This window comes from Streptomyces sp. AHA2 (genome assembly GCF_036857595.1).
Lineage (GTDB): Bacteria > Actinomycetota > Actinomycetes > Streptomycetales > Streptomycetaceae > Streptomyces.
In genome coordinates this window covers 160993-186635 of record NZ_JAUQWJ010000002.1, presented here as the reverse complement: position 1 = coordinate 186635, position 25643 = coordinate 160993, and the positions used below count along the sequence as shown (strand labels likewise).

Below are 25643 nucleotides of genomic sequence, written 5' to 3'. Positions count from 1 at the left end.
GCCACCGGGAGCCGCGTCGGGCAGCGAACCGCGCGCCTCGGCGCTCACCCGGCGGCGGCGAGGACCGCCTCGACGACCCGGGGCACGGACTGCGGGTGCAGATCGAGGAACAGGTTCGGCTCGATCAGCTCCAGCTCCATCACGCACGGCTCCCCGTCCGGGCCGGTGACCAGGTCCACGCGCGCGTACAGCAGCTCGGCGCCGCCGGGCACGACGGCCAGGGCCCGCTCGGCGACGTCCAGTTCGGCGTCCGTCGGCCGCCAGGGCCGCAGATCGGGGTGGGCCACCTTGTCGGCGTCGTACGGTGTGCCCGGCGCGAGGACGGCGCCCTTGACGCTGGCGTGCAGCAGCCGGCCGCCGAAGAACTGCAGGGCCCGCTCGCCCTCGGCGTCGATGCCGGCCAGATACGGCTGCACCATCACGGTGAACCCCTCGGCGTGCATCCGCTCCACCTGCCGCAGGGCGGCGTCCCGCTCCCCGGCCGGGTAGCGGCCGGCGTACCGGGCGCCGGCCCCCGAGGAGGGCTTCACGACGAACTCGTGCCCGGTGGGCAGCTCGGCGGGGACTCCGGGCGCGAAGTACCGGGTGGGCACGGCGGGCACCCCCGCCTCGGCGAGCTGCCCGAGGTAGCGCTTGTCGGCGTTCCACCGCACGACCGCGGCCGGGTTGAGCAGCCGCGTCGCCTCCGCGCAGGCCTCCGCCCAGGCGGTGAACTCCGCGGCACGCCAGCTGTAGTCCCAGGTGGAGCGGATGAGGGCGAGGTCGAACCCCGCCCAGTCGGCCGACGGGTCGTCCCAGGCGACCGCCCGGGCCTCGGCCCCGCCCTCCCGCAGCGCCGCCACGAGCACCGGCAGGTCCCGGTCCTTGTGCTCCTCACCGCCGGGGTCGTAGGTGACGAGCGCGATGCGCGGGCTGCCGGCCACGGGCGACTCCATCCTCGTACGGGTGATCGATCCGCTTCCCGCCGCAGGCTAACAACCCCCGCCGCGCCCCGGCACCGCACGTGACCTTCCCGTCGGCGAAGCCCCGGCACCGGTGGTGGAACGCGGACTGCGGGGCCGCGGGTGTTTCCCCGGGCGGCCGTTGGTGTACGGAGGGATCGTGGGGATCGTCCTCCCGGCGGCGGGCCCGGTGGTGGGCCTGCGGGCCGGGGCGGGCCTCGCGAGCCCCGTCGCGACCGGCGGGCAACCGACAGCAAGGAGACGCCCAGCGTGACCCCTCTCTTCCCGGCCCTCACCCACGATCCGGCCGACCGGCCCGCCCTCCGGTTCGGCGAGCGGTCCCTGACCTACGCCCAGCTCGCCGCCGCGGCCGGAGCGCTGGCGGGCCGCATCGGCGGGGCCTCGCGGGTCGCCGTCCGGGCGACGCCGACGCTGGAGACGGCGGTCGCCGTCGTCGCCGCGCTGGTGGCCGGCGTACCGGCCGTGCCGCTCAACCCGAAGTCCGGCGACGGGGAGCTGGCGCACATCCTGTCCGACAGCACGCCCGGCCTGCTGCTCACGGCCCCGGACGACCGGCTTCCCACGCCCCTGCGGGAACTCACCCGCGTGGACGTCGACGTGCACGCCGCCGGCCCCGTCCCCGCCGACGACCACGACGGGGAGGACCCGGCCCTGATCGTCTACACCTCCGGCACGACCGGGCCGCCCAAGGGCGCCGTCCTGCCCCGCCGGGCGATCGCCGCCAGCCTGGACGCGCTCGCCGACGCCTGGCGGTGGACCGGCGAGGACGTCCTGGTGCACGCCCTGCCGCTGTTCCACGTGCACGGCCTGGTCCTGGGCGTCCTCGGCCCGCTGCGGCGCGGCGGCTCGGTGCGGCACCTGGGCCGGTTCAGCACGCAGGGCGTGACCCGGGAACTGAACGCGGGCGCCACCATGCTGTTCGGCGTGCCGACGATGTACCACCGCATCGCCGAGGCCGTGACCGGCGACCCGGAGCTGGTGAAGGCGCTGACCGGGGCGCGGTTGCTGGTCTCCGGGTCCGCCGCGCTGCCCGTGCACGACCACGGCCGGATCGCGACGGCGACCGGCCGCCGGGTGATCGAGCGGTACGGCATGACGGAGACGCTGATGAACACCGGCGCCCGCGCCGACGGCGAGGCCCGCCCGGGCACGGTCGGCGTGCCGCTGCCGGGCGTGGAGCTGCGACTGGTGGAGGAGGACGGCACGGAGATCACCGCGTACGACGGGCAGACCGTCGGCGAGATCCAGGTGCGCGGCCCGAACCTGTTCTCCGGGTACCTCAACCGCCCCGACGCGACCGCCGCCGCGTTCACCGCCGACGGCTTCTTCCGCACCGGCGACATGGCCGTGCGCGATCCCGACGGCTGTGTCCGGATCGTCGGCCGCAAGGCCACCGACCTGATCAAGAGCGGCGGTCACAAGATCGGAGCCGGTGAGATCGAGAACGCGCTCCTGGAACACCCGGGGGTGCGCGAGGCGGCCGTCACCGGGGAGCCCGACGCCGACCTCGGTGAGCGGATCGTGGCCTGGATCGTGCCGGCGGACCCCCAGTCACCGCCGTCCCTGGAGGAGTTGGCCGGCCACGTGGCCGAACGCCTGGCGCCGCACAAGCGGCCCCGGGTCGTCCGCCACCTCGACGCCCTGCCCCGCAACGACATGGGGAAGATCATGAAACGGGCCCTGACCGATGGCTGAGCGCCTGTCCGCCCGCGGTGTCCTGGCCGCCCTCGCCGACGACTCCACCTTCGACGAACTCCCCTCCCCGACCCGGCCGTTCCGGCCCGACGGCCCGCTCGGCTGGCCGGGCTACGACGCCTTGCGCGCACGTGCCGCCGGACGCACCGGCGAGGACGAGTCCGTGGTGTGCGGCACCGCCCGCGTGGGCGGCACCCGGGCCGTGCTGATCGCGTTCGAGTTCGGCTTCCTCGGCGGCTCCCTGGGCGAGCGCACCGGCGACCTGCTGGAGGCGGCGTACGCCTGCGCCCGCGAGCGGCGGCTGCCGGTCGTGCCGCTGGTCGCCACCGGCGGCAGCCGGATGCAGGAGGGCATGCTCGCGCTGACCCAGCTCCAGCGCGTGGCGCGCCAGTCGGCCCTCACCCGGGAGGCCGGCCTCGCGCAGGTCGCGGTGGTGCGCGACCCGACCACCGGGGGCGGCTGGGCCACTCTGGGCGCGGGCGCCGACGTGGTGCTCGCGCTGCCCGGCGCCCAGGTCGGCTTCGCCGGGTCCCGGGTGCGCCCGGCGGACGCGGACCCCTCGGCGTACACGGCCGAGGCGCAGCTGGCGGCCGGCACGGTGGACGCCGTGGTCCGGCCGCGAGAGCTGCGCGGGACGCTCGCGCGGTGGCTGCGGCTGCTGACGTGCCCGTCCCGGGTGCCCGCCCCGCCGCCCGGCGCGCTGGGCGAGACGGCCGGGCTGCCCGCCACGGGCTGGGACGCCGTCCGGCGCGCCCGCTCCCCCCGGCGCCCGCGGGCCGCCGCCTACCTGGACGCCTACTTCACGCACCGGGTCGCGATCAGCGGCGACCGCTGCGGCGGCACGGACCCGGACGGCATGCTGTGCGGCTTCGGCGAGCACGAGGGCCGCACCGTCGCCTACGCCGCGCAGACCGGGACCGCGACCCGCCCCGCCGGGTACCGCACGGCGGCCCGGCTGATCCGGCTGGCGGACCGGCTCGGCATCCCGGTGCTGACCCTCGTCGACACGCCGGGCGCGGCCAACGACGCCGAGGCGGAGCGGCAGGGCGCGGGCCCGGCGATCGCGGAGCTGTTCGGCGCGGTGACCGCCGCCCGCACCCCCGTGACCACGCTGGTCGTCGGCGAGGGCGGCTCCGGCGGCGCCCTCGCCCTGGCCGCGCCCGGCAACACCTGGGCCACGCCCGACAGCTACTTCTCGGTGATCGCCCCGGAACTCGCGGCGGCGATCCTGAAGCTCCCGCCGCGCGAGGTGGAGCCGACGGCGGACCGGCTCCGCATCCGCCCGCAGGACCTGGTGGAACTCGGGGTGATCCGCGGAACGGTCGGACCCTGAGCGGTCGGCAGGGCGAGCCCGGCGGGTGGGTCGGCGGCGGCCGGAGGTGACGGCGCGGCGCCACGGGAGCGGCGCGAGACCGCTCTGGCCTCCCTCGCTTCCCCGCTCAAGGCCGTCAGGTCACTGCGGCGGGGCCCGATACCCCCGTTCGGCGGCGCCCCGCCCGGCCCCCTCCGGAAGGCGCGCCGGTGCCCTCACCCGCACGATGCGAAAGAGGGACGCCGCTTGGCGGCCCGAAGTCCGGCGAGGCCCGCCACCTGGCGGCCCCCCACGGTCTGTGCTCTCGGGAGGACCTGCCATGACCGCCAGTCTGGAGCAGTTGCGACGCTGCCACTTCGCCGTCGACCTGGGAGCGGCCCGGACCCGCGTCTACGTCAAGGGCGCCGGTCTCGTCGTCGACCAGCCGTCCGCCGCCGCCGTGAACACGCGCACCGGGGCCCTGATCGCGGTCGGTGAGCTCGCTGAGCAGATGACGGGGCGCACCCCGCACTACATCCGGGTGGTCCGGCCCGTCTCCGGCGGCACCGTCGTCGACATCGAGATGGCCCAGCGCATGCTGCGCCACCTGCTCGGCGACAAGATGCGCCGCGCGCTGCGCCGCAAGCCGATCCTGCGGGCCGCGGCGTGCACCCCGCACGACGCCGACCCGCTCGCCCAGCGCGCCGCGATCGAGACGCTCGTCGGACTCGGCGCCCGCCGCGTGGAACTCGTCGACACGCTGATCGCCGCCGCCGTCGGCTGCGGACTGCCCGTGGAGCAGCCCGAGGCCACCATGATCATGGTGTGCGGGGCGGCGGCCACCCAGGTGGCGGTGCTGTCCCTCGGCGCGATCGTCACCGCCGAACGCATCCCGGTGGGCGGCGACGCCGTCGACAACGCGATCGTGCAGCACCTGCGCCACCGGCACGAGCTGATGCTGCCGAGCCAGTCGGTCCGGCCGCTGCAGCTGGCCCTGTCCGGCAACGGCCTGACCCCGCAGGGCCCGGCGTCCACGGAGATCCACGGCCGGGACGTCGCCACCGGTCTGGCCCGTTCGGTCCAGGTGGACACCGCCGCCGTGCGGGAGGCCATCCAGACGCCGCTCACCGCGATCCTCGACGGCATCGGGAAGGTCCTGCGGGCCTGCCCGCCCGACCTGGTCGCCGACCTGGCCGACCGGGGCATCATGATGGTCGGCGGCAGCGCCCTGCTGCCCGGCCTGGACCAGATGCTGCGGCAGGCGACCGGCATGCCGGTGCACATCGCGGAGCGGCCCGACGTCTGCGCCGTGCAGGGCCTCGGCGCGATGCTGGAGGGCCGGATCGAGCCGTTGGCCCTGGACCCGCTGGGCACCTGAGCCGAACCGCCCCGGCGCGCCTACCGGGCCCGCGACCGGGCCGCCCCGCGGCGCCCGCGTCCACCCCGCACCCCGCCGTGATCGCGGCGGGGTGCGCCGGCGCGCGCACCGACCGAGCCCGTACCCGCCCGGGCCGAGGTCATTCCCGGGGCCGTGTGTACACCGCCGCACGGCGGGCAGGCGCACCTGACATGGACGTCCACGGGGGCGAGTGACGTCGTGCAGTCCGGCCGGGACGGCCACGACCGACGAGGACCGACAAGGCGGTGACATGACCTCAGCGGCATCATCACACCTCACAGGAGGACTGAGCACCCTGGTCATCAGTGGCCGTGTGGACGCGGACCACGCCGTCCTGGCCCCCCGTGGCGAACTGGTCCACGGCTGCGCCGAAACGCTCGCGAAGGTCCTGGCCGACCTGCCGGCCGGTGTCACACGCGTCGACCTGGACATGGGGGACGTGCACTTCATGGACACCGCCGGGCTGCAGTTCCTGGAGGTGCTGAGGGAGTGCGCCGGGCAGCGGGCGCTGACCGTCACGGCCACGAACTGGAACGGCCAGCCGAGGCGGATCCTGGAGCTGGCGGGCCTGGACACCACCGACCCGGTGTCCGGCCGGACCGCCGCCCCCGCTGTCCCCGCTCCACCGCCCGTCCCCGCGGCCTCGGCGGTCGCCCTGGAGCGCGCCGAGCGCCTGCGGGTGCTCCAGACCGAGGTCGAGCAGCTCCGCCGGGCCATCGCCTCCCGCCCGGTCATCGACCAGGCGCGCGGCGTCCTGATGGCGACGCACGGCTGCACGTCCGACGAGGCGTGGCACGTCCTGCGCGAGACCTCCCAGCTGTCGAACACCAAGCTCCGCGACGTGGCGGCGGCGGTGACGGCGAGCGCGGACGGGGACGGCCCGCCGCCACCGCCCGGGCTCCGCACGGCCCTGCAGCGGGCCCTCGCGAGGCGCCGCCGGGACTGAGGCGGCGGCGCCCGACTCTCCCCCCGCCATGCCGGTTTCACGCCGGTGGGGCTCGGGTACCCGGCGGCGGCCCGCTCCGCCCTCCGGCGAGGAGAACCCCATGGGTTTCAACCCCCTCGAGCACCAAGGCATCCCTCTCGACCGCCAGCTGCGCAGCTGGCGCGAGCTGGACGTCGAACCGATCGACCCCGACCACGCCGATCCGTACACGCGCTGCCGGATCATCACGATGAACGGCATCGAGGTCGAGGCGATCCTCTTCAGTCACCAGTTCGCCCGCCGCTGTCCCGACCCCGAGGTCAAACGGCAGCTGGCGCAGGTCCGTTACATCGAGGCCCAGCAGCAGAAGGCCGTCAACTGGCTTCTGCCGGGCCTGTCGTCGGTCCTGGAGACGACCATCGCCTACGAGCAGGTGGCCGTCGACCTGACCGGCTGGGTGGCCCGCCACGAACCCGACCCGTACCTGAAGCAGGCCTACGAGTTCGGTGTCCTGGAGGACTTCGACCACCTGTACCGGTACGCCAACCTCTACGAGATGATCGAGCACCGCAAGGCGGAGTCGATCGTCGACGGGCTGACCGAGGTCATGCCGGGACGGCCCACGAAGTACCACCACCGCAACCCGGTCGACAACGTCCGTGAGCCGTACGACCGTTCCACCACCAACCCGCTGTCGAAGCTGCACGCGCTGACGATCATGTCGGCGGAGCAGCAGACCATGAACTTCTACATGAACGTCGGCCCCCAGTACATGGAGCCGATCGCCCGTCAGCTCTACCAGGAGATCGGCCTGATCGAGGAGGAGCACGTCACCCACTACGAGTCCCTGGTCGACCCGGGTGAGACGTGGTGGGAGCAGCTGGTCAACCACGAGTACAACGAGTGCTACCTCTACCACTCCTTCATGGAGCAGGAACCGGACCCGAAGGTGCGGGCCATCTGGGAGCTGCACCTGAACATGGAGCTGGAGCACCTGCGCATCGCCTGCGACCTGATGCGCCGTCACGACGGCCGGGAACCGGCGGAGATCCTCGCCCCCGAGCTGCCCAACGTCCTCACCTTCGAGGAGAACAAGACGTTCGTGCGCAACCTGCTCGACACGCAGATCGATCTGACCACGCTCGGCACCGGCTACGTCCGCGACGCCCACGAGCGGTTCGAGAAGCTGCAGGAGGGGATCCACGGCGGTGAGGAGCCGCCGAGCGAGCGGGTGATGGCCCAGCACGAGGAGATGTTCGGCCGGGAGTACCGCATGGAGACCGACGGCGAGCACCCCGACCCCGCGCTCCGGGAAGGCAGCTGACATGGCAGGGATCGCAGCGAGCGACGCCGACGTCGTGGCGATGCTGATGCGCCAGCACGGCGACATCCGCAACCTCTTCGACGAGGTGGAGCGGACCACCGGTGACGAGCGCCGTGCCGCGTTCCGCAACCTGGTCCAGCTCCTGGCCGTGCACGAGACGGCCGAGGAGGAGGTGGTGCACCCCTTCACCCGCTCGACCGGACCGGACGGCGAGAAGGTGGTGGAGGACCGGCTGCGGGAGGAACGGGAGGCCAAGGAACTGCTGTCCCGGCTGGACGGCATGGACACCGACGACCCGAAGTTCCTCACGGAACTCCTCACCCTGCGGCTGGACGTGATGGCCCACGCCCGTGCCGAGGAGCGCTACGAGTTCATCCACATCCGCCGCCGCGCCGACCCGGAGCGGCTGGCCTCCATGGCCTCGGCCGTGAAGGCCGCCGAGGCGATGGCCCCGACCCGCCCCCACCCCGGCACGGAGTCCGCGGCGAAGAACATGGCCCTCGGCCCCCTCGCGGCCGTGGTCGACCGCACGCGGGACGCCGTCCGCAAGGCCCTGGGCAAGGACGGGTGACCCACCCCCGCTCCCCCGCCGGTGGGGTGCCGCCGGGAGCCGGCCCCGTCGCCGCGTGCGCCGACGGGGCCGGCTCCCCCCGGCCGCCCCACCGGCACCGTCCGCACGACGGCTCCCCCGGCGGCACCCCCCTCCGGCCGTACGGCCGGAGCGGTGGCACCGGCCCGCCGCCCGGGTGCCGGGCCCGGCGTCCGGAACCCGGGGCCGTGCCATGACGACGCCGGCGCCGCTGCCCGTGTTCGTCGTGCTGTGCTGCGTGCTCTACACGGCGTGCGCGGCGCGGCTGCGCCGTCGCGGCGACCGCTGGCCGGTACGCCGTGACGCCGGTTTCTGGCTGGGCGGCGGGCTGCTGGTGGCGGCGTTCGCCGTGCCCTGGGGGGTGTGGCTGGCGCCGTTCACCGCACACATGGCCGCCCATCTGACCGCCGGCATGGTGGCGCCCGTCCCTCTGGTCCTCGCCCGGCCGGTCACCCTGGCCCTGCGCACCCTCCCGCCCCCGGGGCGGCGCGCCCTGGTCCGGTTCACCCGCTCCCGCCCCGTCGCCGCGCTGGTCCTCCCGCCGGTGGCCGCGGCCGTCGACATCGGCGGTCTGTGGCTCCTGTACCGGGCGCCCGTTCCCTCCGCCTGGCACCACAGCCCCCTGCTCACCCTGCACCTCTTCGCCGCGGGGGTCCTCTTCACGTTCGCGCTGCTCGCCGTGGACCCGATCCGCCACCGGCCGGGCCTCGCCGTGCGCGGCGGCACGCTGCTGGCGGCCGCCGCGGGCCACGCGGTCCTGGCCAAGAGCCTGTGGACGACGGGCCCGCCCGGCACCGCCCACACCCCGGCCGACCTGCACTCCGCCGCGCAGCTCATGTACTACGGCGGCGATGCCGTGGAGATCGTCCTGGCCCTGGTGCTGGCGTCCCAGTGGTACCGCGCACAGGGCCGATCGTTCCGGGCCCACCGGGGTACCCGGCAGGCCGCTACAGCGTAAGGAGTGACACATGAGCGAGCAGACCCCGTCCCAGGCCGAGGGCGACCGCGACGACGAGCAGGACACCACCTCGCCCCCCACCCCCACCCCGTCCCAGGCCGAGGGCGACCGGGACGAGCCGGGCACGGACGACGACAGCACCTCGTAGCAGACCATCGGGCGCACACGTGGAAGGGGACGACGAGATGGGTGAGCGCGCCGGGCGGCCGGTCCGTGAGCACGGGCCGGCCGCCGGCAGGGCGGGCCGCGGCGACGCGGCCCCGGCCCACCTGCACGGAACGCCGCACGGCGGGGACGTAGTGTCCTGGTTGTGAGCGATCTGCCTGCCGACCCGGCCCTGCGGGCGGCCTACCGACTGTGCCGACGCCGGACGAGGGACCAGGACCCGGCGGAGCACGCCCTGATCCAGCTGGCTCCCGCCCTCCTGCGCCCGTCCCTGTACGCCCTGTGGGCCGCCGCCAACGCGCTCGACGACCTGGGTGACGACCGCACCGCCCCCGCGGCGGAGCGGGCCACCCGGGTCGCGGCCTGGATCACCGCCCTGCACCGCGAACTGCCGACGGGCACCAGCGCGGACCCGATCCGCCGCGCCCTGGTCGACACCGCGCGGCGCTGGCGCCTGGACCTGACGGAGCTGCACGCCGCCATGACCCAGGTGCAGGACGACACCGGCGGCCGCCGGTTCGCCGACTGGGCCGAGTGGCGCACCTGGGGGCGGGACAACCTGCTGCCGTGGTTCGGCCAGGTGCGCACGATCTTCGACCGCGCGGGCGTGCCCGTCGCCCTCCGCCTGGACTCCCGGGAGGCCTACGAGGAGTTCCTCGACGGCGTCCGGCTCACCGACATCCTCACCGACCTGTCGGCCGACCTGGCCCAGGGCGATCTGCTGCTGCCCGACGAGGCACTCGACCGCCACCCCGGCTCGGCACAGGACCTGCGACGCCGCCGCTGGAGCCCCGCCGTCGCCGCCCTGGTGGCGGACCTCACCGCACTGGCCCGCCGCTGGGTGACGCAACCCGGTCTCACGCGCGGCATGCACCCCGGGCCGGCCACGGTCCTGGACACCATGGCGGCGCTGCTGCGCGCCCAGCTGGACGCCGTCGACGCGGCGGGCGCGTCGGTCCTGCGCACACCGCCGGGGCCGTCCCTGCGCACCCGGGTCCGCATCCTCGCCCCCGCCCGCACCCGGGCGGCGCTGGCCTGGACCCTGACCCCGCTCACGGCCCCGTCCCCGCACCGGCCCGACGATCATGGATCCGTCACACCCGCGCAGGCACCGCCCTCGACGGCCTTCCGCCGTCCGCCGCCGCACCCCACCGGCGAGCAGCCGCCGACCGTCCCGGCCGCGCACCTGCCGGCCCACGTGGCGGTGATCATGGACGGCAACGGCCGCTGGGCCCAGCAGCGCGGCCTGCCCCGGCACGAGGGCCACCGCGCGGGCGCCGCGGCCGTGCGGGAGATGGTCCACGGGGCGCTGGAGATCGGCGTGCGCCACCTGACGCTCTACACCTTCTCCACCGAGAACTGGAGCCGGGACCCGGAGGAGGTCGGGGCGATCCTCGGCCTGCTGCACGACGAGGTGGCCGACGACCCGTTCCGGGACCTGGACGTCCGGCTGCGCTGGCACGGCCGCGCCGGCCGCCTCCCTCCCGACCTGGTCGACCTGCTCCACCTGAGGGAGCGCACCACCCGCTCGCGCACCGGCCTGACCGTGACGATGTGCATCGACTACGGCGGCCGCGACGAGATCACCCGTACCGCCGCCGCCCTGGCCCGCCGGGCCAAGGCCGGTCATCTGGACCCGGACCTGATCTCCGAGGACGTGTTCGCCCGGCACCTGCCCCAGCCGGACATGCCGGACGTGGACCTGCTCTGGCGCACCGGCAGCGAGCAGCGCACCTCCAACTTCCTGCCCTGGCACGCGGCGTACGCCGAGCTGCACTTCACGCCGGAGCTGTGGCCCGACACCGACCGCCGCGACCTCTGGCAGGCCGTCGCCGCCTACACGCGTCGCCAGCGCCGTCTGGGGGCGACCCCGGCCGCGACGGGCCCGGCGGGGCACGCCGGCTGACGGGTCGTCGCGGGAACGACGAAGGGCGCCGCGTCGAAGCGGCGCCCTTTTTCGATCAGCTCCGGGGAAGAAACGGTTCTGCGCGGGTGGCGCGTGGTGGGGCGGGTGGGACTCGAACCCACGGCCGACGGATTATGAGTCCGCTGCTCTAACCGGCTGAGCTACCGCCCCATAGCGGCGTGTCGCGTACACGTGTGCGCGCCGTCTGCCGCAGCATAGCCGCTCATACGATCTCCTGCTTCGGATGGTCGGCTCCGCCACGGCCCTCGTGACCATGAGGACTGCACCGGGTGCCGCGCGGTTCCCGAAGATCGCAACGGACATGAAAAAGGACCCCTGCGAGGGGTCCTCGTCCATCTGCTCCCCCGACTGGACTCGAACCAGTAACCTGCCGGTTAACAGCCGGCTGCTCTGCCAATTGAGCTACGGAGGACCGAGCTCCCCGGACTGGACTCGAACCAGTAACCTGCCGGTTAACAGCCGGCTGCTCTGCCAATTGAGCTACCGAGGAAGGTCTCGTCTGCATCGAACGTACCTACCTGGGTATTCGCCAGGGGGCGCGCGCTCGCTGCGACACATACATTAGCGCAAGCAGGGGGGTGCTCCGCCAATCGGTACTCCCCGGCGTCCGCGCCGCACCGGAGAACCTCTGCAAAGAAGGGTGGCAGCCATGCGTTACCGGCTCACGTTCGTCGCCGGAGTCGTTCTGGGTTACGTGCTGGGCACGAGGGCCGGACGCGAGCGCTACGAACAGCTCAAGAAGTCGGCCCGGCAGTTCGCGCAGAACCCGGCCGTGCGGAACACCGCGGAGACGGCGGCCCACCAGGGCCGTGAGTTCGCGGGCAAGGCGTACCAGGCGGTCAGCGACAAGGTCGGCGACCGCGTGCCCGAGTCGGTGGCCGACCGGGTCCGCCACCTGCGCGACCGCGCCACCCACAACGGCGGCCAGGACGACTGGGGCACCAGCAACACCTGACCCCTCGATGCGGGGCGGGTCTGCGCCCCGAGAGGGGCGCGGGGAACTGCGCGAGCGACCACCGCGAAGCCCGCGCTCGAAACCCGGCGGCATCCCCACGGCGCCCACGGCCCGACCCCAGCGGAGCGTGCGGCAGAATTTCGGACATGGGGATAGTCGCCGGGTTGGACAGTTCGCCCGATTTCACTCGTATCGTCGTCTGTGACGCGGATACCGGAGCCGTGCTCAGGCAGGGATATGCACCGCATCCGGTGGAGAGCCCCGAGAGCGGCGGCCGGCCGTCCGACGTCGACCCGCAGGCCTGGCTGCTGTCGCTGGGCGAGGCCGCGGGCGGCGGGCTGCTGGAGGGCGTGCAGGCGATCGGCGTCTCGGCCCAGCAGAACGCCGTCGTGCCGCTGGACGCGCAGGGCAACACCGTGCGCCCGGCCCTGGTCGGGGGCGACAAGCGGACGCAGGTCGCCGCGGCCGACCTGGTCGACGCGCTCGGCGGGCGCGAGGCGTGGGCACAGGCGGTGGGCTGTGTGCCGCAGGCCGCGCAGCCGGTGACGAAGCTGCGCTGGCTGGCCCGGACCGAACCGGAGAACGCGCGGCGCACGGCCGTCCTGCTGCAGGCGCACGACTGGCTGGTGTGGCAGTTGCTGGGCCGGCCGGTCCGCAGGACCACCGACCGGGGCGGGGCGTCCGGCACCGGCTACTGGTCGGCGGCCACCGGTGCCTACCGGCCCGACCTCGTCGAGCTGGCGCTCGGGCACCAGGCGATGCTGCCGGAGGTGATCGGCCCGGCGGACGCCGCCGGGACGACGCCGGAGGGTCTGCTGATCTCCGTGGGGACCGGCGAGACGATGGCGGCGGCGTTCGGCCTCGGCATCGGTCTGGGGGACGCGGTCGTGTCGCTGGGCGCGTCCGGGTCCGTCATGGCCGTCCACCCCGAGGCGCTGGTCGACGGCTCCGGGATGATCACCGCGCTGGCGGACGCCACCGGCATGCACCTGCCGGTCGTCACCACCCTCAACGCCGTCCGGACGCTGCGCGGGACCGCCGAACTGCTCGGCCTGCCCGATCTGGAGAGCCTGTCCGACCTGGCGATGAAGTCGACGCCAGGCTCGCACGGGCTGGTGCTGCTGCCGTATCTGGAGGGCGAGCGGACGCCCAGCCTGCCGCACGTCGCGGGCACCCTGGCCGGGCTCAGGCGGGAGTCGATGAAGGCGGAGCACCTGGCGCGGGCCGCGTTCGAGGGCATGCTGTGCGGGCTCGCGGACGCGCTGGACGTGCTGCGGGCCCGGGGCGTGGAGGTGCGGCGGGTGTTCCTGCTCGGGCCGGCCGCGGAACTGCCCGCCGTGCAGGCCGCCGCGCCGATGCTGTTCGGGACGCAGGTCGTGGTGCCGCAGCCGGCGGACTACGCGGCGATCGGCGCCGCCCGCCAGGCGGCCTGGGCGCTCGGGGCGTCGCAGGGCACGCTCGACGTGCGCACCCCGCCGGCCTGGCAGGGCGCGGTCGCACAGGTGCTGGAACCCGGGGAGGAACTGGCCGTGGGGCAGGCGGTGCGGCAGCAGTTCGTCGCGGTGCGGGAGCAGACGCATCCGGGGGCGATGCGGCTGTAGCGGCCGAAGGTGAGAAGTCGGTGAGGGCGCGGCGTTCCGGACCGCTCGTCGGGCTAATTCGGTTGAGGTAACGCCCGGGGAGTGCCCGACGATAGGGGCCAGGGGCAACCACCCGCCCCCGTCGACCACTCCGAGAGAAGCAGCGTGCTCATACGACTCCTGCGGACCTGCCTCAGGCCCTACAAGAGACCCATCGCCCTGCTGGTGCTCCTGCAGTTCCTGCAGACCTGCGCCACGCTCTACCTGCCCACGCTGAACGCGGACATCATCGACCGGGGCGTCGTCCAGGGCGACACCGGCTACATCACGGCCTACGGCGCGCTGATGATCGGCATCTCCCTGGTCCAGGTCGTGTGCAACATCGGGGCCGTGTACTACGGCGCCCGTACCGCCTCCGCGCTGGGACGGGACGTGCGCGGGGCCGTCTTCGACCGGGTGCAGTCGTTCTCCGCGCGTGAGGTGGGTCACTTCGGGGCGCCGTCGCTGATCACCCGGACGACGAACGACGTCCAGCAGGTGCAGATGCTGGCACTGATGACGTTCACGCTGATGGTGTCGGCCCCGATCATGTGCGTCGGCGCCATCGTGCTGGCGCTCGGACTGGACGTGCCGCTGTCCGGGGTGCTGGTGGCGGTCGTGCCGGTGCTGGGCGTCTGCGTGACGCTGATCGTGCGGCGGCTGCGGCCGCTGTTCCGCGCCATGCAGGAGCGGCTGGACACCGTCAACCGGGTGCTGCGCGAGCAGATCGGCGGCAACCGCGTGATCCGGGCCTTCGTCCGCGACGAGTACGAGCAGCAGCGCTTCCGCGAGGCCAACACCGAACTCACCCGGTTCGCGCTGGGCACCGGCAACCTGCTCGCGCTGATGTTCCCGATCGTCATGACGGTGGTGAACCTGTCGTCGATCGCCGTGGTGTGGTTCGGCGCGCACCGCATCGACAGCGGCGGCATGCAGATCGGCGACCTGACCGCGTTCCTCGCCTATCTGATGCAGATCGTCATGTCGGTGATGATGGCCACCTTCATGTTCATGATGGTGCCGCGCGCGGAGGTGTGCGCCGAGCGCATCCAGGAGGTGCTCGACACCTCCTCCAGCGTGGTGCCGCCGTCGGCGCCGGTGCGCGAGCTGCGTCGGCACGGGCACCTGGAGATCCGCGGGGCCGGTTTCCGCTATCCGGGTGCCGAGGAGCCGGTGCTGCGTGGGGTCGACCTGGTGGCCCGGCCGGGTGAGACGACCGCCGTCATCGGCTCGACCGGCAGCGGCAAGTCGACGCTGCTCGGACTGGTCCCGCGGCTGTTCGACGCGACGGAGGGTCAGGTCCTCGTCGACGGGGTGGAGGTCGCGGAGATCGATCCGCAGCTGCTCGCGCGCACGGTCGGGCTGGTGCCGCAGAAGCCGTACCTGTTCGCGGGCACGGTGGCGACCAACCTGCGCTACGGGAACCCCGACGCCACCGACGAGGAGCTGTGGCACGCGCTGGAGGTGGCGCAGGGCAAGGAGTTCGTCGAGCGGCTGGAGGGCGGGCTCGACGCGCCGATCGCGCAGGGCGGCACGAACGTCTCCGGCGGGCAGCGGCAGCGGCTCGCCATCGCCCGCACGCTGGTGCAGCGGCCCGAGATCTACCTGTTCGACGACTCCTTCTCCGCGCTCGACTACGCCACGGACGCCGCTCTGCGGGCCGCGCTCGCGCGGGAGACCGCCGAGGCGACCGTGGTGATCGTCGCCCAGCGGGTGGCGACCATCCGGGACGCCGACCGGATCGTCGTGCTGGACGAGGGGCGGGTGGTCGGCACCGGCCGGCACCACGAGCTGATGGCGGACAACGAGACCTACCGGGAGATCGTGCTCTCCCAGCTGACGGAAGCGGAGGCGGCCTGATGGCGGGGCCCATGGGGCGGATGACGGCCGGGGGCGGCCCCGACCAGCGCTCGCTGGACTTCAGGGGATCGGGCAAACGGCTCGTCGCCCGGTTCCGGCCCGAGCGCGCGACCCTCTGCGTGCTGCTGGCCTGCGTGGTGCTCAGCGTCGGCCTCAACGTCGTCGGGCCGAAGATCCTCGGCAGGGCCACCGACCTGGTCTTCGCGGGCATCGTCGGGCGGGACATGCCCGAGGGGGCGAGCAGGGAACAGGTTCTGGAGCAGATGCGGCAGCGCGGGGACGGCGACGAGGCCGACATGCTGCGCGGCACCGACTTCACGCCGGGCGAGGGCATCGACTTCACGGCCGTCGGGCACGTCCTGCTGCTCGCGCTGGGCGTGTTCGCGGTGGCCGGGCTGCTGATGGCGGTGGCGACCCGGCTGGTGAACCGGGCCGTCAACCGCACGATGTTCCGGCTGCGCGAGGACGTGCAGACGAAGCTGTCACGGCTGCCGCTGTCGTACTTCGACAAGCGCCAGCGCGGTGAGGTCCTGTCCCGGGCGACGAACGACATCGACAACGTCGGGCAGACGCTGCAGCAGTCGATGGGCCAGCTCATCAACTCGGTGCTGACCGTCATCGGCGTGCTGGCGATGATGTTCTACGTCTCGTGGATCCTCGCGCTGGTCGCCCTGGTGACCGTACCGCTGTCGTTCGTCGTCGCCACGCGCGTGGGCAAGCGCTCCCAGCCGCACTTCGTGCAGCAGTGGCGCTCCACCGGCAAACTGAACGCCCACATCGAGGAGATGTACACCGGGCACACCCTGGTGAAGGTGTTCGGGCGGCAGGAGGAGTCGGCGCGGCAGTTCGCCGAGCAGAACGAGGCGCTGTACGAGGCCGGGTTCCGGGCGCAGTTCAACAGCGGGGTCATGCAGCCGCTGATGATGTTCGTGTCGAACCTCAACTACGTGCTGGTCGCGGTCGTCGGCGGGCTGCGGGTCGCCTCCGGCTCGCTGTCCATCGGTGACGTGCAGGCGTTCATCCAGTACTCGCGGCAGTTCTCCATGCCGCTGACGCAGGTGGCGTCGATGGCCAACCTGGTGCAGTCGGGGGTCGCCTCCGCGGAGCGGGTCTTCGAACTCCTCGACGCCGAGGAGCAGGCCGCCGACCCGGTGCCGGGCGTGCGGCCGGAGGAGCTGCGCGGGCGGGTGGCGCTGGAGCACGTGTCGTTCCGCTACGACCCCGACAAGCCGCTCATCGAGGACCTGTCGCTGACGGTCGAGCCCGGGCAGACGGTGGCCATCGTCGGCCCGACCGGCGCGGGCAAGACGACCCTGGTGAACCTGCTGATGCGGTTCTACGACGTCACCGGCGGCCGGATCACCCTCGACGGCGTGGACATCGCGCGGATGTCCCGGGACGAACTGCGGGCCGGCATCGGCATGGTGCTGCAGGACACCTGGCTGTTCGGCGGGACGATCGCGGAGAACATCGCCTACGGGGCGTCCCGGAAGGTGACCCGCGGCGAGATCGAGGAGGCGGCCCGGGCCGCGCACGCGGACCGGTTCGTCCGGACGCTGCCGGACGGGTACGACACCGTGATCGACGACGAGGGCTCGGGCGTCAGCGCGGGCGAGAAGCAGCTCATCACCATCGCGCGGGCGTTCCTGTCCGACCCGGTGATCCTGGTGCTCGACGAGGCGACGAGCTCGGTCGACACCCGGACCGAGGTGCTGATCCAGAAGGCCATGGCCAAACTGGCGCACGGGCGCACCTCGTTCGTCATCGCGCACCGGCTGTCGACGATCCGGGACGCGGACACGATCCTCGTCATGGAGAACGGCTCGATCGTGGAGCAGGGCGCGCACGGCGAGCTGCTGGCGGCCGGTGGAGCCTACGCGCGGTTGTACGAGGCGCAGTTCGCGCAGGCGGTGGCAGAGGTGGACTGAGTCGCGGTGCGGGGGCCGCGTGGGGTCGTGGGGGTGGCTGCGCCCGCCCCCACCGGCCCCGCGGGCGGCGTCAGTCCAGATAGCCCCTCAGCTGATCCGCGAACGCGTGATCCCGCAGCTTGTTCAGGGTCTTGGACTCGATCTGCCGTATCCGCTCCCTGGTCACGCCGAAGATGCGGCCGATCTCCTCCAGCGTGCGCGGGCGGCCGTCGGCCAGGCCGTACCGGAGCTGGACGACCTTGCGCTCCCGCTCCCCCAGGGTCGACAGGACGGCCTCCAGGTGCTCCTTGAGCAGCAGGAACGCCGCCGACTCCACCGGCGAGGCCGCGTCGCCGTCCTCGATGAGGTCGCCGAGGGCGACGTCGTCCTCCTCCCCCACGGGCGCGTGCAGCGACACCGGCTCCTGGGCCAGGCGCAGCACCTCGCCGACCCGCTCGGGCGGCAGCTCCAGCTGGGCCGCGACCTCCTCGGGCGTCGGCTCGTAGCCGCGCTCCTGGAGCAGGCGGCGCTGCACCCGCACGACCCGGTTGATGAGCTCCACGACGTGGACGGGGACGCGTATCGTGCGGGCCTGGTCGGCCAGGGCGCGGGACATGGCCTGGCGGATCCACCAGGTGGCGTACGTGGAGAACTTGTAGCCGCGGGCGTAGTCGAACTTCTCCACCGCGCGGATGAGGCCGAGGTTGCCCTCCTGGACGAGGTCCAGCATGGTCAGGCCGCGGCCGACGTAGCGCTTGGCGACGGAGACGACCAGGCGCAGATTGGCCTCGATGAGGCGGCGTTTGGCGACCCGGCCCATCACGACGAGCCGGTCGAGGTCCATGGCCAGCCGGCTGTCCAGGTCGGGGGTGAGCCGCAGCTTCTCCTCGGCGAACAGGCCGGCCTCGACGCGGCGGGCGAGTTCCACCTCCTCTGCGGCGGTCAGCAGGGGGACCCGGCCGATCTCCCGCAGGTACTGGCGGAACAGGTCCGACGAGGGGCCGCCGGTCTCCGTGCGCACGGGCGGCGGTTCCACGGCCTCGCTGGCCTCGGCCGTCTCGACGGCCTCCGCGGGCGGCTCCCCGGGCCCCGGCTCCGGTTCCGGTTCCGTCTCCGGGTGCTGTGCGGCACGGCTCTGCGCCGGGACCCCGGACAAGGCGGCCTCCGCGTCGGGCGCCGATGCGCGGGTGCGGCGGGCTGAGGCGGCGTCGGTCTGGGTGAGGGTCTGGGTCTGCACGCGGGCGACCTCCAGGATGATCGCTGCCAGGGGCTGCGGCAGCGGTACGTCGGGAGCGGAGTCGGCGGCCTCGCCGCTTTCCGTCCCGTACGCGATGGGCGGAACCGCGGGGGTCCACAACCCGTCGGTGACGGATCGGCCGCGCTCCGGGGACTCGGGCACCGCACCCCAGTGTGGGGTACGACACATCACCGCCACGAGGGGCGTGCGGTGACTTTTTGCTTCCGTTCCGTGACCGGGCGATCGCCCCCGGTGGGAAACCCGGGTGTCCCGCGCGTCCCGTGCGCGCGGGTGGCGGCGGTCCTCGGTTCCGGCCGGGGCCGGTGCCGCGTCAGAGGGCGGCGGCGCCGTGGGCTCGCAGGGTCTGGTCGTACTGCTGAAGGACCCACAGTTCGTTCTGCACGGCGGCCAGTTCGGCCGGGTCGCCGTGGGTGCCGAGGCGGGTGAGGCGGCCGGTGATGTCGCGGATGCGGCGCTCCACGGCGCGGCGGCGGACGGTGACCAGCTGGGCCCCGGCGTACGTCTCGTCGACGCCCTTCACGCCCCGGTGCAGCATGATCGCCTCGACGGCCAGCTCGGTGACCATCGCGCGGACCGCGTCGTCGGGGGCGGCCTCGCGGACCCTGACCAGGTAGCCCTGGGGGTCGGCGACGCCCGCTTCGGCGCCGCCCGCGTCCAGGATGGCCTGGCGCACGGCGGCGTAGGGCGGGGCGGTGAACTCGTCGACGCCGTAGGCGTCGAAGGCAGGGGAGACCAGCTCGGGCCGCTGCAGGGCGAGTTTGAGCAGTTCGCGCTCGGTGGCGTAGACGGGGTTGCGGAGGTTGAGCGCCGGGCCGCGGGGGGCGGCGGGCGCCTCGGCGGCGTACTGCTGGGATGCGTGCCGGTCGGGGGCGGGGCCCTTGCCGCCGCGCTCCCGGGCCCAGCGGGCCAGCTGCGCCACGCGCTTGACGACGAACTGGGTGTCGAGGATGCCGAGCATGCCGGCGAGCTGCACGGCGACCTCGTGCTGGGCACCGCTGTTCTTGATGCGGGCGACGATCGGGGCCGCCTCGTCGAGGGCGGCGGCGCGGCCGGCCGGGGTGTCGAGGTCGTAGCGGGCCACGATCTGGCGCAGGGCGAACTCGAAGAGGGGGGTGCGGGGTTCGACCAGGTCGGCGACGGCCTCGTCACCCTTGGCCAGGCGCAGGTCACAGGGGTCCATGCCGTCGGGGGCGATGGCGATGTAGGTCTCGGCGGCGAACTTCTGGTCGTCCTCGAAGGCGCGCAGGGCGGCCTTCTGTCCGGCGGCGTCGCCGTCGAAGGTGAAGATGACCCGCGCCGAGCCGTTGTCCATCAGCAGGCGGCGCAGGATCTTGATGTGGTCGCCGCCGAAGGCGGTGCCGCAGGTGGCGATGGCCGTGGTGACCCCGGCGAGGTGGCAGGCCATGACGTCCGTGTAGCCCTCGACGACGACCGCGCGGGAGGCCTTGGCGATGTCCTTCTTCGCGAGGTCGATGCCGTAGAGGACCTGGGACTTCTTGTAGATCGCCGTGTCGGGCGTGTTGAGGTACTTGGGGCCGTTGTCCGCCTCGTAGAGCTTGCGGGCGCCGAAGCCGACCACGTCGCCGCCGATGTCGCGGATGGGCCACATCAGCCGGCCGCGGAAGCGGTCGATGGGGCCGCGGCGGCCCTCCTGGGAGAGGCCGGAGAGCAGCAGCTCCTTGTCGGTGAACCCCTTGCCGCGCAGGTAACGCGTGAGGTGGTCCCAGCCCTGCGGGCTGTAGCCGACGCCGAAGTGGACGGCGGCGGCCTGGTCGAAGCCGCGCTCGGCGAGGAAGACCCGGCCGGTCTCGGCCTCGGGCGAGACGGCGAGCTGTTCCGCGTACCACTCGGCGGCGATCTTGTGCGCCTCGACCAGGCGGATCCGCTCGCCGCGCTGGTGGGAGGGGTTGTAGCCGCCCTCCTCGTAGCGCAGGGTGATGCCCGCCTGGCCGGCCAGGCGCTCGACCGCCTCCGAGAAGGAGAGGTGGTCGATCTTCATCACGAAGGTGATGGTGTCGCCGCCCTCCTGGCAGCCGAAGCAGTGGAACAGCCCCTTGGACGGGCTGACCTGGAAGGAGGGCGACTTCTCGTCGTGGAACGGGCACAGCCCCTTGAGGTTGCCGCCGCCCGCGTTGCGCAGCTGGAGGTACTCGGACACCACGGCGTCGATCGGGACCGCGTCCCGTACCGCCTTCACGTCCTCGTCGTTGATCCGTCCTGCCACGCGTGAATTCTACGGGGGCGCAGTGACACTCACGGTGCGAGGCTTTCGAGCGGAACGTGCGGATCCGCCAGATTGTCCGTGTTCACCTGGGCCCCGCTGCGGACCAGGCGCTGGATCTTGTCGGTGACGTTCCACACGTTCACGTTCATCCCGGCCAGCACCCGGCCGTCCTTCACCCAGAACGCGATGAACTCGCGCTTGCCGGCGTCGCCCCGCACGACCACCTGGTCGTAGCTGCCCGGCGGTGCCCAGCCGGAGTACTCCATGCCCAGGTCGTACTGGTCGGAGAAGAAGTAGGGCACCCGGTCGTACGTCACCTCCCGGCCCAGCATGGAGCGCGCGGCGGCCGGGCCGCCGTTGAGGGCGTTGGCCCAGTGCTCCACGCGCAGGCGCGTGTCGAACAGGGCGTGCGGGAAGGAGACCACGTCGCCGGCCGCGTACACGTCCGGGTCGGAGGTGCGCAGGCGCTCGTCGACGACGATGCCGCCGCCGAGGGCGGGGTCGGCGACCTCCAGGCCGGCCGCCTCCGCGAGGTGGGTGCGCGGGGCCGCGCCGATGGCCGCCAGGACGTCGTGCGCCGGGTGCTCCTCGCCGTCGTCGGTGCGGGCCGCGAGGACCATGCCGTCCTGGCCGGTGATCTCGGTCAGGCGGGCGCCGAAGTGGAAGCGGACGCCGCGGTCGCGGTGCAGCTCGGCGAAGAGCCCGCCCAGTTCCGGGCCGAGCACGCCGTGCAGGGGGGTCGGCCCGTGCTCGACGACGGTGACCTCCGCGCCGTACTCGCGGGCCGCCGCCGCGACCTCCAGGCCGATCCAGCCGGCCCCGGCGATCACGAGGTGGCCGTTGTCGCGGCCGAGGTTGGCCAGGACGTGCTTGAGGCGTTCGGCGTGGGCGAGGCGCCGCAGGTGGTGCACGCCCGCCAGGTCCGTGCCCGGGATGTCGAGGCGGCGGGGCTCCGCGCCGGTCGCCAGGAGCAGTTTGTCGTAGCGCACCGCTGTGCCGTCGTCGCCGAAGCGGACCGTCTTCGCCGTGCGGTCGATCGCGTCGACGGTCTGGCCGAGGTGCAGCTCGACGTCGTTCGCCGCGTACCAGGCCGGCTCGTGGACGAAGACGCTGTCGCGTTCCTCCTTGCCGAGGAGGTAGCCCTTGGACAGGGCCGGGCGCTCGTAGGGGTGGTCGCGTTCGTCGCAGATCAGTATCACGCGGCCGGTGAAGCCCTCCGCGCGGAGCGTCTCGGCCGCCTTCGCGCCGGCCAGTCCGCCTCCGACGATGACGAATGTCTGATCCGCGTCGACCACTTGATGCCTCCTCGTCAGGGTGTAGCCACTTGCGAGCGTCCCGCACGCAGCGTGATGCGGGAAGGGGGTGTGACCCGATCAGGCCACGCAGGGTCACCTTCGGCGGTGCTCGGGCCCCGTCCGTCGCGTCCGTCTCACGCGCGTCCCGTCAGCCGGGCGTGCAACGACCGGGCCGAGGTGTCGGTGAGGGAGGCGATCTGGTCGACGACGGCCCGCTTGCGGGCGCGGTCGTCGGGCGCCTGGTCGAACAGGGCCCGGAACTGCGGGTCCAGGCCGTCCGGTGCCCGCGCGGTGAGCGCCTCGGCGAGTTCGGCGACGACGATCCGCTGGTCGGCGCGCAGGCGTTCCTGCTCGGCGCGCTGCATCACGTAGAGGTCGGCGACGGCCTTGAGCACCGCGCACTCCATGCGCGTCCCGCGCGGGACGACGAGTTCGGCGGCGTACCGGGTGAGCCGTCCCGGTCCGTACCGGGCCCGGGTCGCGGCCTCGGCTGCGAGGCAGAAACGGCCGATGAGCTGGCTGGTGGCGTCCTTGAGGCGGGCCTGGGCGACGGCGGTGCCGTCGTAGCCGTGCGGCCACCACTCCTGGGCGAGGAGCCGGTCGAGGGCCTCGGCGAGTTCGGCCGGGTCGGTCCCCGGGGGCACGTAGCGGCCCAGGGCGACCCGGAAGACCTCGTGGCGTTCGGGGTCCGCCTGCAGGCAGTTGGGGTCGATGTGGCCGGCGTGCAGGCCGTCCTCGACGTCGTGCACCGAGTAGGCCACGTCGTCGGACCAGTCCATGACCTGCGCCTCGAAGCAGGTGCGGGTGCCGGGGGCGTCCTTGCGGAACCAGTCGAAGACGGGGCGGTCGTCCTCGTAGACGCCGAACTTGGGCGAGTGCGGGTCGGTGGGGTGGCCGCCGCGGGGCCAGGGGTACTTGGTGGCGGCGTCCAGGGCGGCCCGGGTGAGGTTGAGGCCGACGGATCCCTCCGGGGTGAACCGCTTGGGCTCGATGCGGGTGAGGAGCCTGAGGGACTGGGCGTTGCCCTCGAAGCCGCCGCAGTCCGCGGCGAATTCGTTCAGGGCCTGTTCGCCGTTGTGACCGAAGGGCGGGTGGCCGAGGTCGTGGGAGAGGCAGGCCGCTTCGACGAGGTCGGGGTCGCAGCCGAGGGCCGCGCCCAGCTCACGGCCGACCTGGGCGCACTCCAGGGAGTGGGTGAGGCGGGTGCGGGGGCTGGCGTCCCAGGCGGGTCCGAGCGTGCCGGGCGTGACCACCTGGGTCTTGCCGGCGAGGCGGCGCAGGGCGGCGGAGTGGAGGACCCGGGCGCGGTCGCGCTGGAAGGCCGTGCGGCCGGGGCGTTTGTCCGGTTCGGGAGCCCAGCGGTCGGCCGACGCCGGGTCGTAGGCCGGGGAGTTCTGTGTGGTGCCTGCCATGGGTCGACAGTACGGGCACGGGTGTGCCGTGCGCCGTCCCGTGTGACGAGTTCGGTGGTGTGGCGTGGGCGGGCCCGCCGTGGTGTGGCGTGCCCCGGCGGGGCAGCAGCGTGCCGGTGGCGTCCCGTCCCCCTCGGGGCGTCAGGCCGAGACCGGTTCGCGTGCCGCCGCCGGCCTCGCCAGGGTCTCGTCGTAGCGGTGGAGGAGGAGCCGGGCCATGGCGGGGTGGGCGCCCAGGGGGGCGGCCGCTATCCACGGTGCCTTCCCGGCGCACTCGGTGGCGAAGCGGCCCGGGGCCGTGAAACAGGAGGCGAGGGCGATGTGGCGGCGGCCCCCGGCCAGGAGGGTGCGGACGGCGTCCGGGACGGTGGGGGCCGCGGCCGAGGCGTAGGCCGGGACGACGGGCACGCCGAGGCGGGCCGCCAGGAGGTGGGCCGTGCGGGCGGTGTCCGCTTGCGCGTCCGGGTCGCGGGAGCCCGCCGCGGCGAGGACGACCGCGCTGGTGCGGCGGGGCGTCCCGCCCCAGCCGGCCTCCGTCAGGCGGTCCTGGAGGACGTCCGCCAGGAGGGGGTGGGGGCCCAGGGGCGGCGCGAGGCGGGTGCGGGCCCGGGAGGCGGCGGCCGCCGCGGGGATGTCGTGCTTGACGTGGTGTCCGCGGGCCAGGAGCAGCGGGACGACGACCGCCTCCCGGTCGCCGAGCGCGGCGAGCGTCCCGGGGAGCAGGGGGGCGTTCAGCTCGATGTGCCCGAGGTGCACCGGCACGTCGGGGCGCAGCGCCCGGACCCGGTCCAGGAGCGCGCTCACCGTGCGCAGCGCGCGGGGGTCGCGGCTGCCGTGGGCCACGGCCACGAGGGCGGGCGGGGCCGACCGGGCGGGCTGCGGGAGGGGGCTGGGCCTGCTGGACATGTCCCCATGGTCGCCGGGGCGTGTGTCCGTCCCGTTGCGCGGGGGTCACGGGGGTTTTCCGCCGTCTCACGCCCCGGGGCAGGGGCGCTGTGAGCCGCTGTCACCGGCGCTCTCGGACGGCGGCGTGAAGCTCGTCACGGCGGTGCGGGTGAACCGCGCGGTCCGGCGGGGCGTCCCTCAGGGTCGAGGGGCCGACATGGGGAGGGGGACCGTCCGATGCGTGCGGTGACGTTGCGCGGACCGCGGCTGCCGCGCACCCGGCGGGGGCGGCGGCAACTGGTGCAGGCCGTGATGGGAGGGTGCGTGCTCGCGCTGCTGCCCGCGACCTGGATGCACCTGGTGGCGGACGGACGGCTGCGGTCGGCGGCCGACGTCCCGCGCACCGATGTGGCCGTGGTGTTCGGGGCCGGGCTGTGGGACGGGGAGCCCTCCCCCTACCTCGCCCACCGGCTGGACGCGGCGGCCGGGCTGTACCGGGAGGGGCGGGTGCGGGTGGTGCTCGTCACCGGGGACAACAGCCGCGAGGACTACGACGAGCCGGACGCCATGCGCGCCTACCTGACCCGGCACGGCGTGCCCGACGGGCGGATCGTCAGCGACTACGCGGGCTTCGACACCTGGGACTCCTGCGTGCGCGCGAAGAGGATCTTCGGGGTGGACGAGGCGGTGCTGATCAGCCAGGGCTTCCACATCCGGCGCGCCGTGGCGCTGTGCCGCGCCGCGGGGGTGGAGTCCTACGGGGTCGGGGTGGACGCGGTGCACGACGCGACCTGGTACTACGGGGGCGCCCGGGAGATCCTCGCGGCCGGGAAGGCGGCCGTGGACGCGGCGTTCCGGCCGGACCCGCGCTTCCTTGGGCCCCGCGAGCCGGGAGTGGACCGGGCACTGGCCGCGGGCGACCCGCCGCGCGCCTCGGCACCGCGGGCGGGCGGGCGGTAGCGGGCCCGCGCCTCACGCGGGCCGGGCGGCGGC

General features: G+C 73.9%; 20 protein-coding genes and 3 tRNA genes. 14 read left to right on the top strand and 9 right to left on the bottom strand.

All coding sequences use genetic code 11. The annotated features are described in order from the left end of the window. Positions 1-44 precede the first annotated feature (44 nt). Positions 45-935: an ATP-grasp domain-containing protein gene (locus Q5694_RS04690; protein ID WP_333930726.1), complete on the bottom strand. Its 891-nt coding sequence runs from the start codon at positions 933-935 to the stop codon at positions 45-47. 276 nt (positions 936-1211) lie between these two features. On the opposite strand from Q5694_RS04690, the gene Q5694_RS04685 reads away from it, so the two are divergent. The 9 genes from Q5694_RS04685 to uppS all read left to right on the top strand — a co-directional run bounded on the left by Q5694_RS04685 (position 1212) and on the right by uppS (position 11214). Further along, positions 1212-2657, top strand: a complete 1446-nt coding sequence (locus Q5694_RS04685) for an acyl-CoA synthetase (RefSeq protein WP_333930725.1) — start codon at positions 1212-1214, stop codon at positions 2655-2657. Then, a complete protein-coding gene (locus Q5694_RS04680; RefSeq protein ID WP_333930724.1) occupies positions 2650-3990 on the top strand; it encodes a carboxyl transferase domain-containing protein in 1341 nt (446 codons plus the stop codon). Before Q5694_RS04685 ends, Q5694_RS04680 begins: the two co-directional genes overlap by 8 nt. Positions 3991-4288: 298 nt before the next feature. Beyond that, the gene (locus Q5694_RS04675) at positions 4289-5326 is read left to right on the top strand and encodes a rod shape-determining protein (protein WP_333930723.1); all 1038 of its coding nucleotides are present in this window, start codon (positions 4289-4291) and stop codon (positions 5324-5326) included. Positions 5327-5597: 271 nt separating this feature from the next. After that, a complete protein-coding gene (locus tag Q5694_RS04670; protein ID WP_333930722.1) occupies positions 5598-6293 on the top strand; it encodes an ANTAR domain-containing protein in 696 nt (231 codons plus the stop codon). Between the two features lie 100 nt (positions 6294-6393). After that, positions 6394-7596, top strand: coding sequence for a hypothetical protein (locus Q5694_RS04665; protein WP_333930721.1), 1203 nt, complete (start codon positions 6394-6396; stop codon positions 7594-7596). A 1-nt stretch (position 7597) separates the two neighbouring features. After that, positions 7598-8167, top strand: coding sequence for a hemerythrin domain-containing protein (locus tag Q5694_RS04660; RefSeq protein WP_333930720.1), 570 nt, complete (start codon positions 7598-7600; stop codon positions 8165-8167). 211 nt (positions 8168-8378) lie between these two features. Continuing rightward, a complete protein-coding gene (locus Q5694_RS04655) occupies positions 8379-9143 on the top strand; it encodes a cytochrome c oxidase assembly protein (protein WP_333930719.1) in 765 nt (254 codons plus the stop codon). Positions 9144-9153: 10 nt separating this feature from the next. Beyond that, positions 9154-9291, top strand: coding sequence for a hypothetical protein (locus Q5694_RS04650; RefSeq protein ID WP_333930718.1), 138 nt, complete (start codon positions 9154-9156; stop codon positions 9289-9291). 162 nt (positions 9292-9453) lie between these two features. Then, entirely contained in the window at positions 9454-11214 is a 1761-nt protein-coding gene (gene uppS / locus Q5694_RS04645; protein ID WP_333930717.1) for a polyprenyl diphosphate synthase, read from the top strand. A 94-nt stretch (positions 11215-11308) separates the two neighbouring features. On the opposite strand, the gene Q5694_RS04640 is transcribed toward uppS, so the two are convergent. From Q5694_RS04640 to Q5694_RS04630, 3 genes are all read right to left on the bottom strand, one after another. Beyond that, positions 11309-11385 (bottom strand) — tRNA-Ile (locus Q5694_RS04640). Between the two features lie 189 nt (positions 11386-11574). Continuing rightward, positions 11575-11647, bottom strand: a tRNA-Asn gene (locus Q5694_RS04635). A gap of 5 nt (positions 11648-11652) precedes the next feature. Then, positions 11653-11725: transfer RNA gene (locus Q5694_RS04630), tRNA-Asn, on the bottom strand. Positions 11726-11884: 159 nt separating this feature from the next. Here Q5694_RS04630 and Q5694_RS04625 point away from each other — a divergent pair. The 4 genes from Q5694_RS04625 (at position 11885) to Q5694_RS04610 (ending at position 17597) form a co-directional block, all read left to right on the top strand. Then, positions 11885-12190: a YtxH domain-containing protein gene (locus Q5694_RS04625; RefSeq protein ID WP_333930716.1), complete on the top strand. Its 306-nt coding sequence runs from the start codon at positions 11885-11887 to the stop codon at positions 12188-12190. Positions 12191-12336: 146 nt separating this feature from the next. Further along, entirely contained in the window at positions 12337-13791 is a 1455-nt protein-coding gene (locus Q5694_RS04620) for a xylulokinase (RefSeq protein ID WP_333930715.1), read from the top strand. A gap of 144 nt (positions 13792-13935) precedes the next feature. Next, entirely contained in the window at positions 13936-15669 is a 1734-nt protein-coding gene (locus Q5694_RS04615) for an ABC transporter ATP-binding protein (RefSeq protein WP_333930714.1), read from the top strand. Beyond that, the gene (locus Q5694_RS04610; protein WP_333930713.1) at positions 15669-17597 is read left to right on the top strand and encodes an ABC transporter ATP-binding protein; all 1929 of its coding nucleotides are present in this window, start codon (positions 15669-15671) and stop codon (positions 17595-17597) included. Before Q5694_RS04615 ends, Q5694_RS04610 begins: the two co-directional genes overlap by 1 nt. Positions 17598-17667: 70 nt before the next feature. Here the strand turns inward: Q5694_RS04610 and Q5694_RS04605 are convergent, their stop codons facing one another. From Q5694_RS04605 to Q5694_RS04585, 5 genes are all read right to left on the bottom strand, one after another. Further along, a complete protein-coding gene (locus Q5694_RS04605) occupies positions 17668-18975 on the bottom strand; it encodes an RNA polymerase sigma factor (protein ID WP_333930712.1) in 1308 nt (435 codons plus the stop codon). Positions 18976-19144: 169 nt separating this feature from the next. Further along, the gene (dnaG, locus tag Q5694_RS04600) at positions 19145-21058 is read right to left on the bottom strand and encodes a DNA primase (protein WP_333930711.1); all 1914 of its coding nucleotides are present in this window, start codon (positions 21056-21058) and stop codon (positions 19145-19147) included. Between the two features lie 29 nt (positions 21059-21087). Further along, the gene (locus tag Q5694_RS04595; protein ID WP_333930710.1) at positions 21088-22353 is read right to left on the bottom strand and encodes an NAD(P)/FAD-dependent oxidoreductase; all 1266 of its coding nucleotides are present in this window, start codon (positions 22351-22353) and stop codon (positions 21088-21090) included. 134 nt (positions 22354-22487) lie between these two features. Beyond that, the gene (locus tag Q5694_RS04590; RefSeq protein ID WP_333930709.1) at positions 22488-23765 is read right to left on the bottom strand and encodes a deoxyguanosinetriphosphate triphosphohydrolase; all 1278 of its coding nucleotides are present in this window, start codon (positions 23763-23765) and stop codon (positions 22488-22490) included. A gap of 141 nt (positions 23766-23906) precedes the next feature. Beyond that, on the bottom strand, positions 23907-24671 hold the full coding sequence (locus Q5694_RS04585) for a sirohydrochlorin chelatase (RefSeq protein ID WP_333930708.1): 765 nt from the start codon (positions 24669-24671) through the stop codon (positions 23907-23909). A gap of 216 nt (positions 24672-24887) precedes the next feature. On the opposite strand from Q5694_RS04585, the gene Q5694_RS04580 reads away from it, so the two are divergent. Further along, entirely contained in the window at positions 24888-25610 is a 723-nt protein-coding gene (locus tag Q5694_RS04580) for a SanA/YdcF family protein (protein WP_333930707.1), read from the top strand. The last annotated feature ends 33 nt before the right edge of the window (positions 25611-25643 follow it).

What these genes read in the sequence shown, in the direction of transcription:
- Q5694_RS04680 (WP_333930724.1), top strand. Translation starts at nt 2,650, where the DNA reads ATGGCTGAGCGCCTGTCCGCCCGCGGTGTCCTGGCCGCCCTCGCCGAC.
- Q5694_RS04585 (WP_333930708.1), bottom strand. Translation starts at nt 24,671, where the DNA reads ATGTCCAGCAGGCCCAGCCCCCTCCCGCAGCCCGCCCGGTCGGCCCCG.
- Q5694_RS04580 (WP_333930707.1), top strand. Translation starts at nt 24,888, where the DNA reads ATGCGTGCGGTGACGTTGCGCGGACCGCGGCTGCCGCGCACCCGGCGG.
- Q5694_RS04690 (WP_333930726.1), bottom strand. Translation starts at nt 935, where the DNA reads ATGGAGTCGCCCGTGGCCGGCAGCCCGCGCATCGCGCTCGTCACCTAC.
- Q5694_RS04675 (WP_333930723.1), top strand. Translation starts at nt 4,289, where the DNA reads ATGACCGCCAGTCTGGAGCAGTTGCGACGCTGCCACTTCGCCGTCGAC.
- Q5694_RS04665 (WP_333930721.1), top strand. Translation starts at nt 6,394, where the DNA reads ATGGGTTTCAACCCCCTCGAGCACCAAGGCATCCCTCTCGACCGCCAG.
- Q5694_RS04650 (WP_333930718.1), top strand. Translation starts at nt 9,154, where the DNA reads ATGAGCGAGCAGACCCCGTCCCAGGCCGAGGGCGACCGCGACGACGAG.
- Q5694_RS04590 (WP_333930709.1), bottom strand. Translation starts at nt 23,765, where the DNA reads ATGGCAGGCACCACACAGAACTCCCCGGCCTACGACCCGGCGTCGGCC.
- Q5694_RS04610 (WP_333930713.1), top strand. Translation starts at nt 15,669, where the DNA reads ATGGCGGGGCCCATGGGGCGGATGACGGCCGGGGGCGGCCCCGACCAG.
- Q5694_RS04655 (WP_333930719.1), top strand. Translation starts at nt 8,379, where the DNA reads ATGACGACGCCGGCGCCGCTGCCCGTGTTCGTCGTGCTGTGCTGCGTG.
- Q5694_RS04660 (WP_333930720.1), top strand. Translation starts at nt 7,598, where the DNA reads ATGGCAGGGATCGCAGCGAGCGACGCCGACGTCGTGGCGATGCTGATG.
- Q5694_RS04625 (WP_333930716.1), top strand. Translation starts at nt 11,885, where the DNA reads ATGCGTTACCGGCTCACGTTCGTCGCCGGAGTCGTTCTGGGTTACGTG.
- Q5694_RS04620 (WP_333930715.1), top strand. Translation starts at nt 12,337, where the DNA reads ATGGGGATAGTCGCCGGGTTGGACAGTTCGCCCGATTTCACTCGTATC.
- Q5694_RS04670 (WP_333930722.1), top strand. Translation starts at nt 5,598, where the DNA reads ATGACCTCAGCGGCATCATCACACCTCACAGGAGGACTGAGCACCCTG.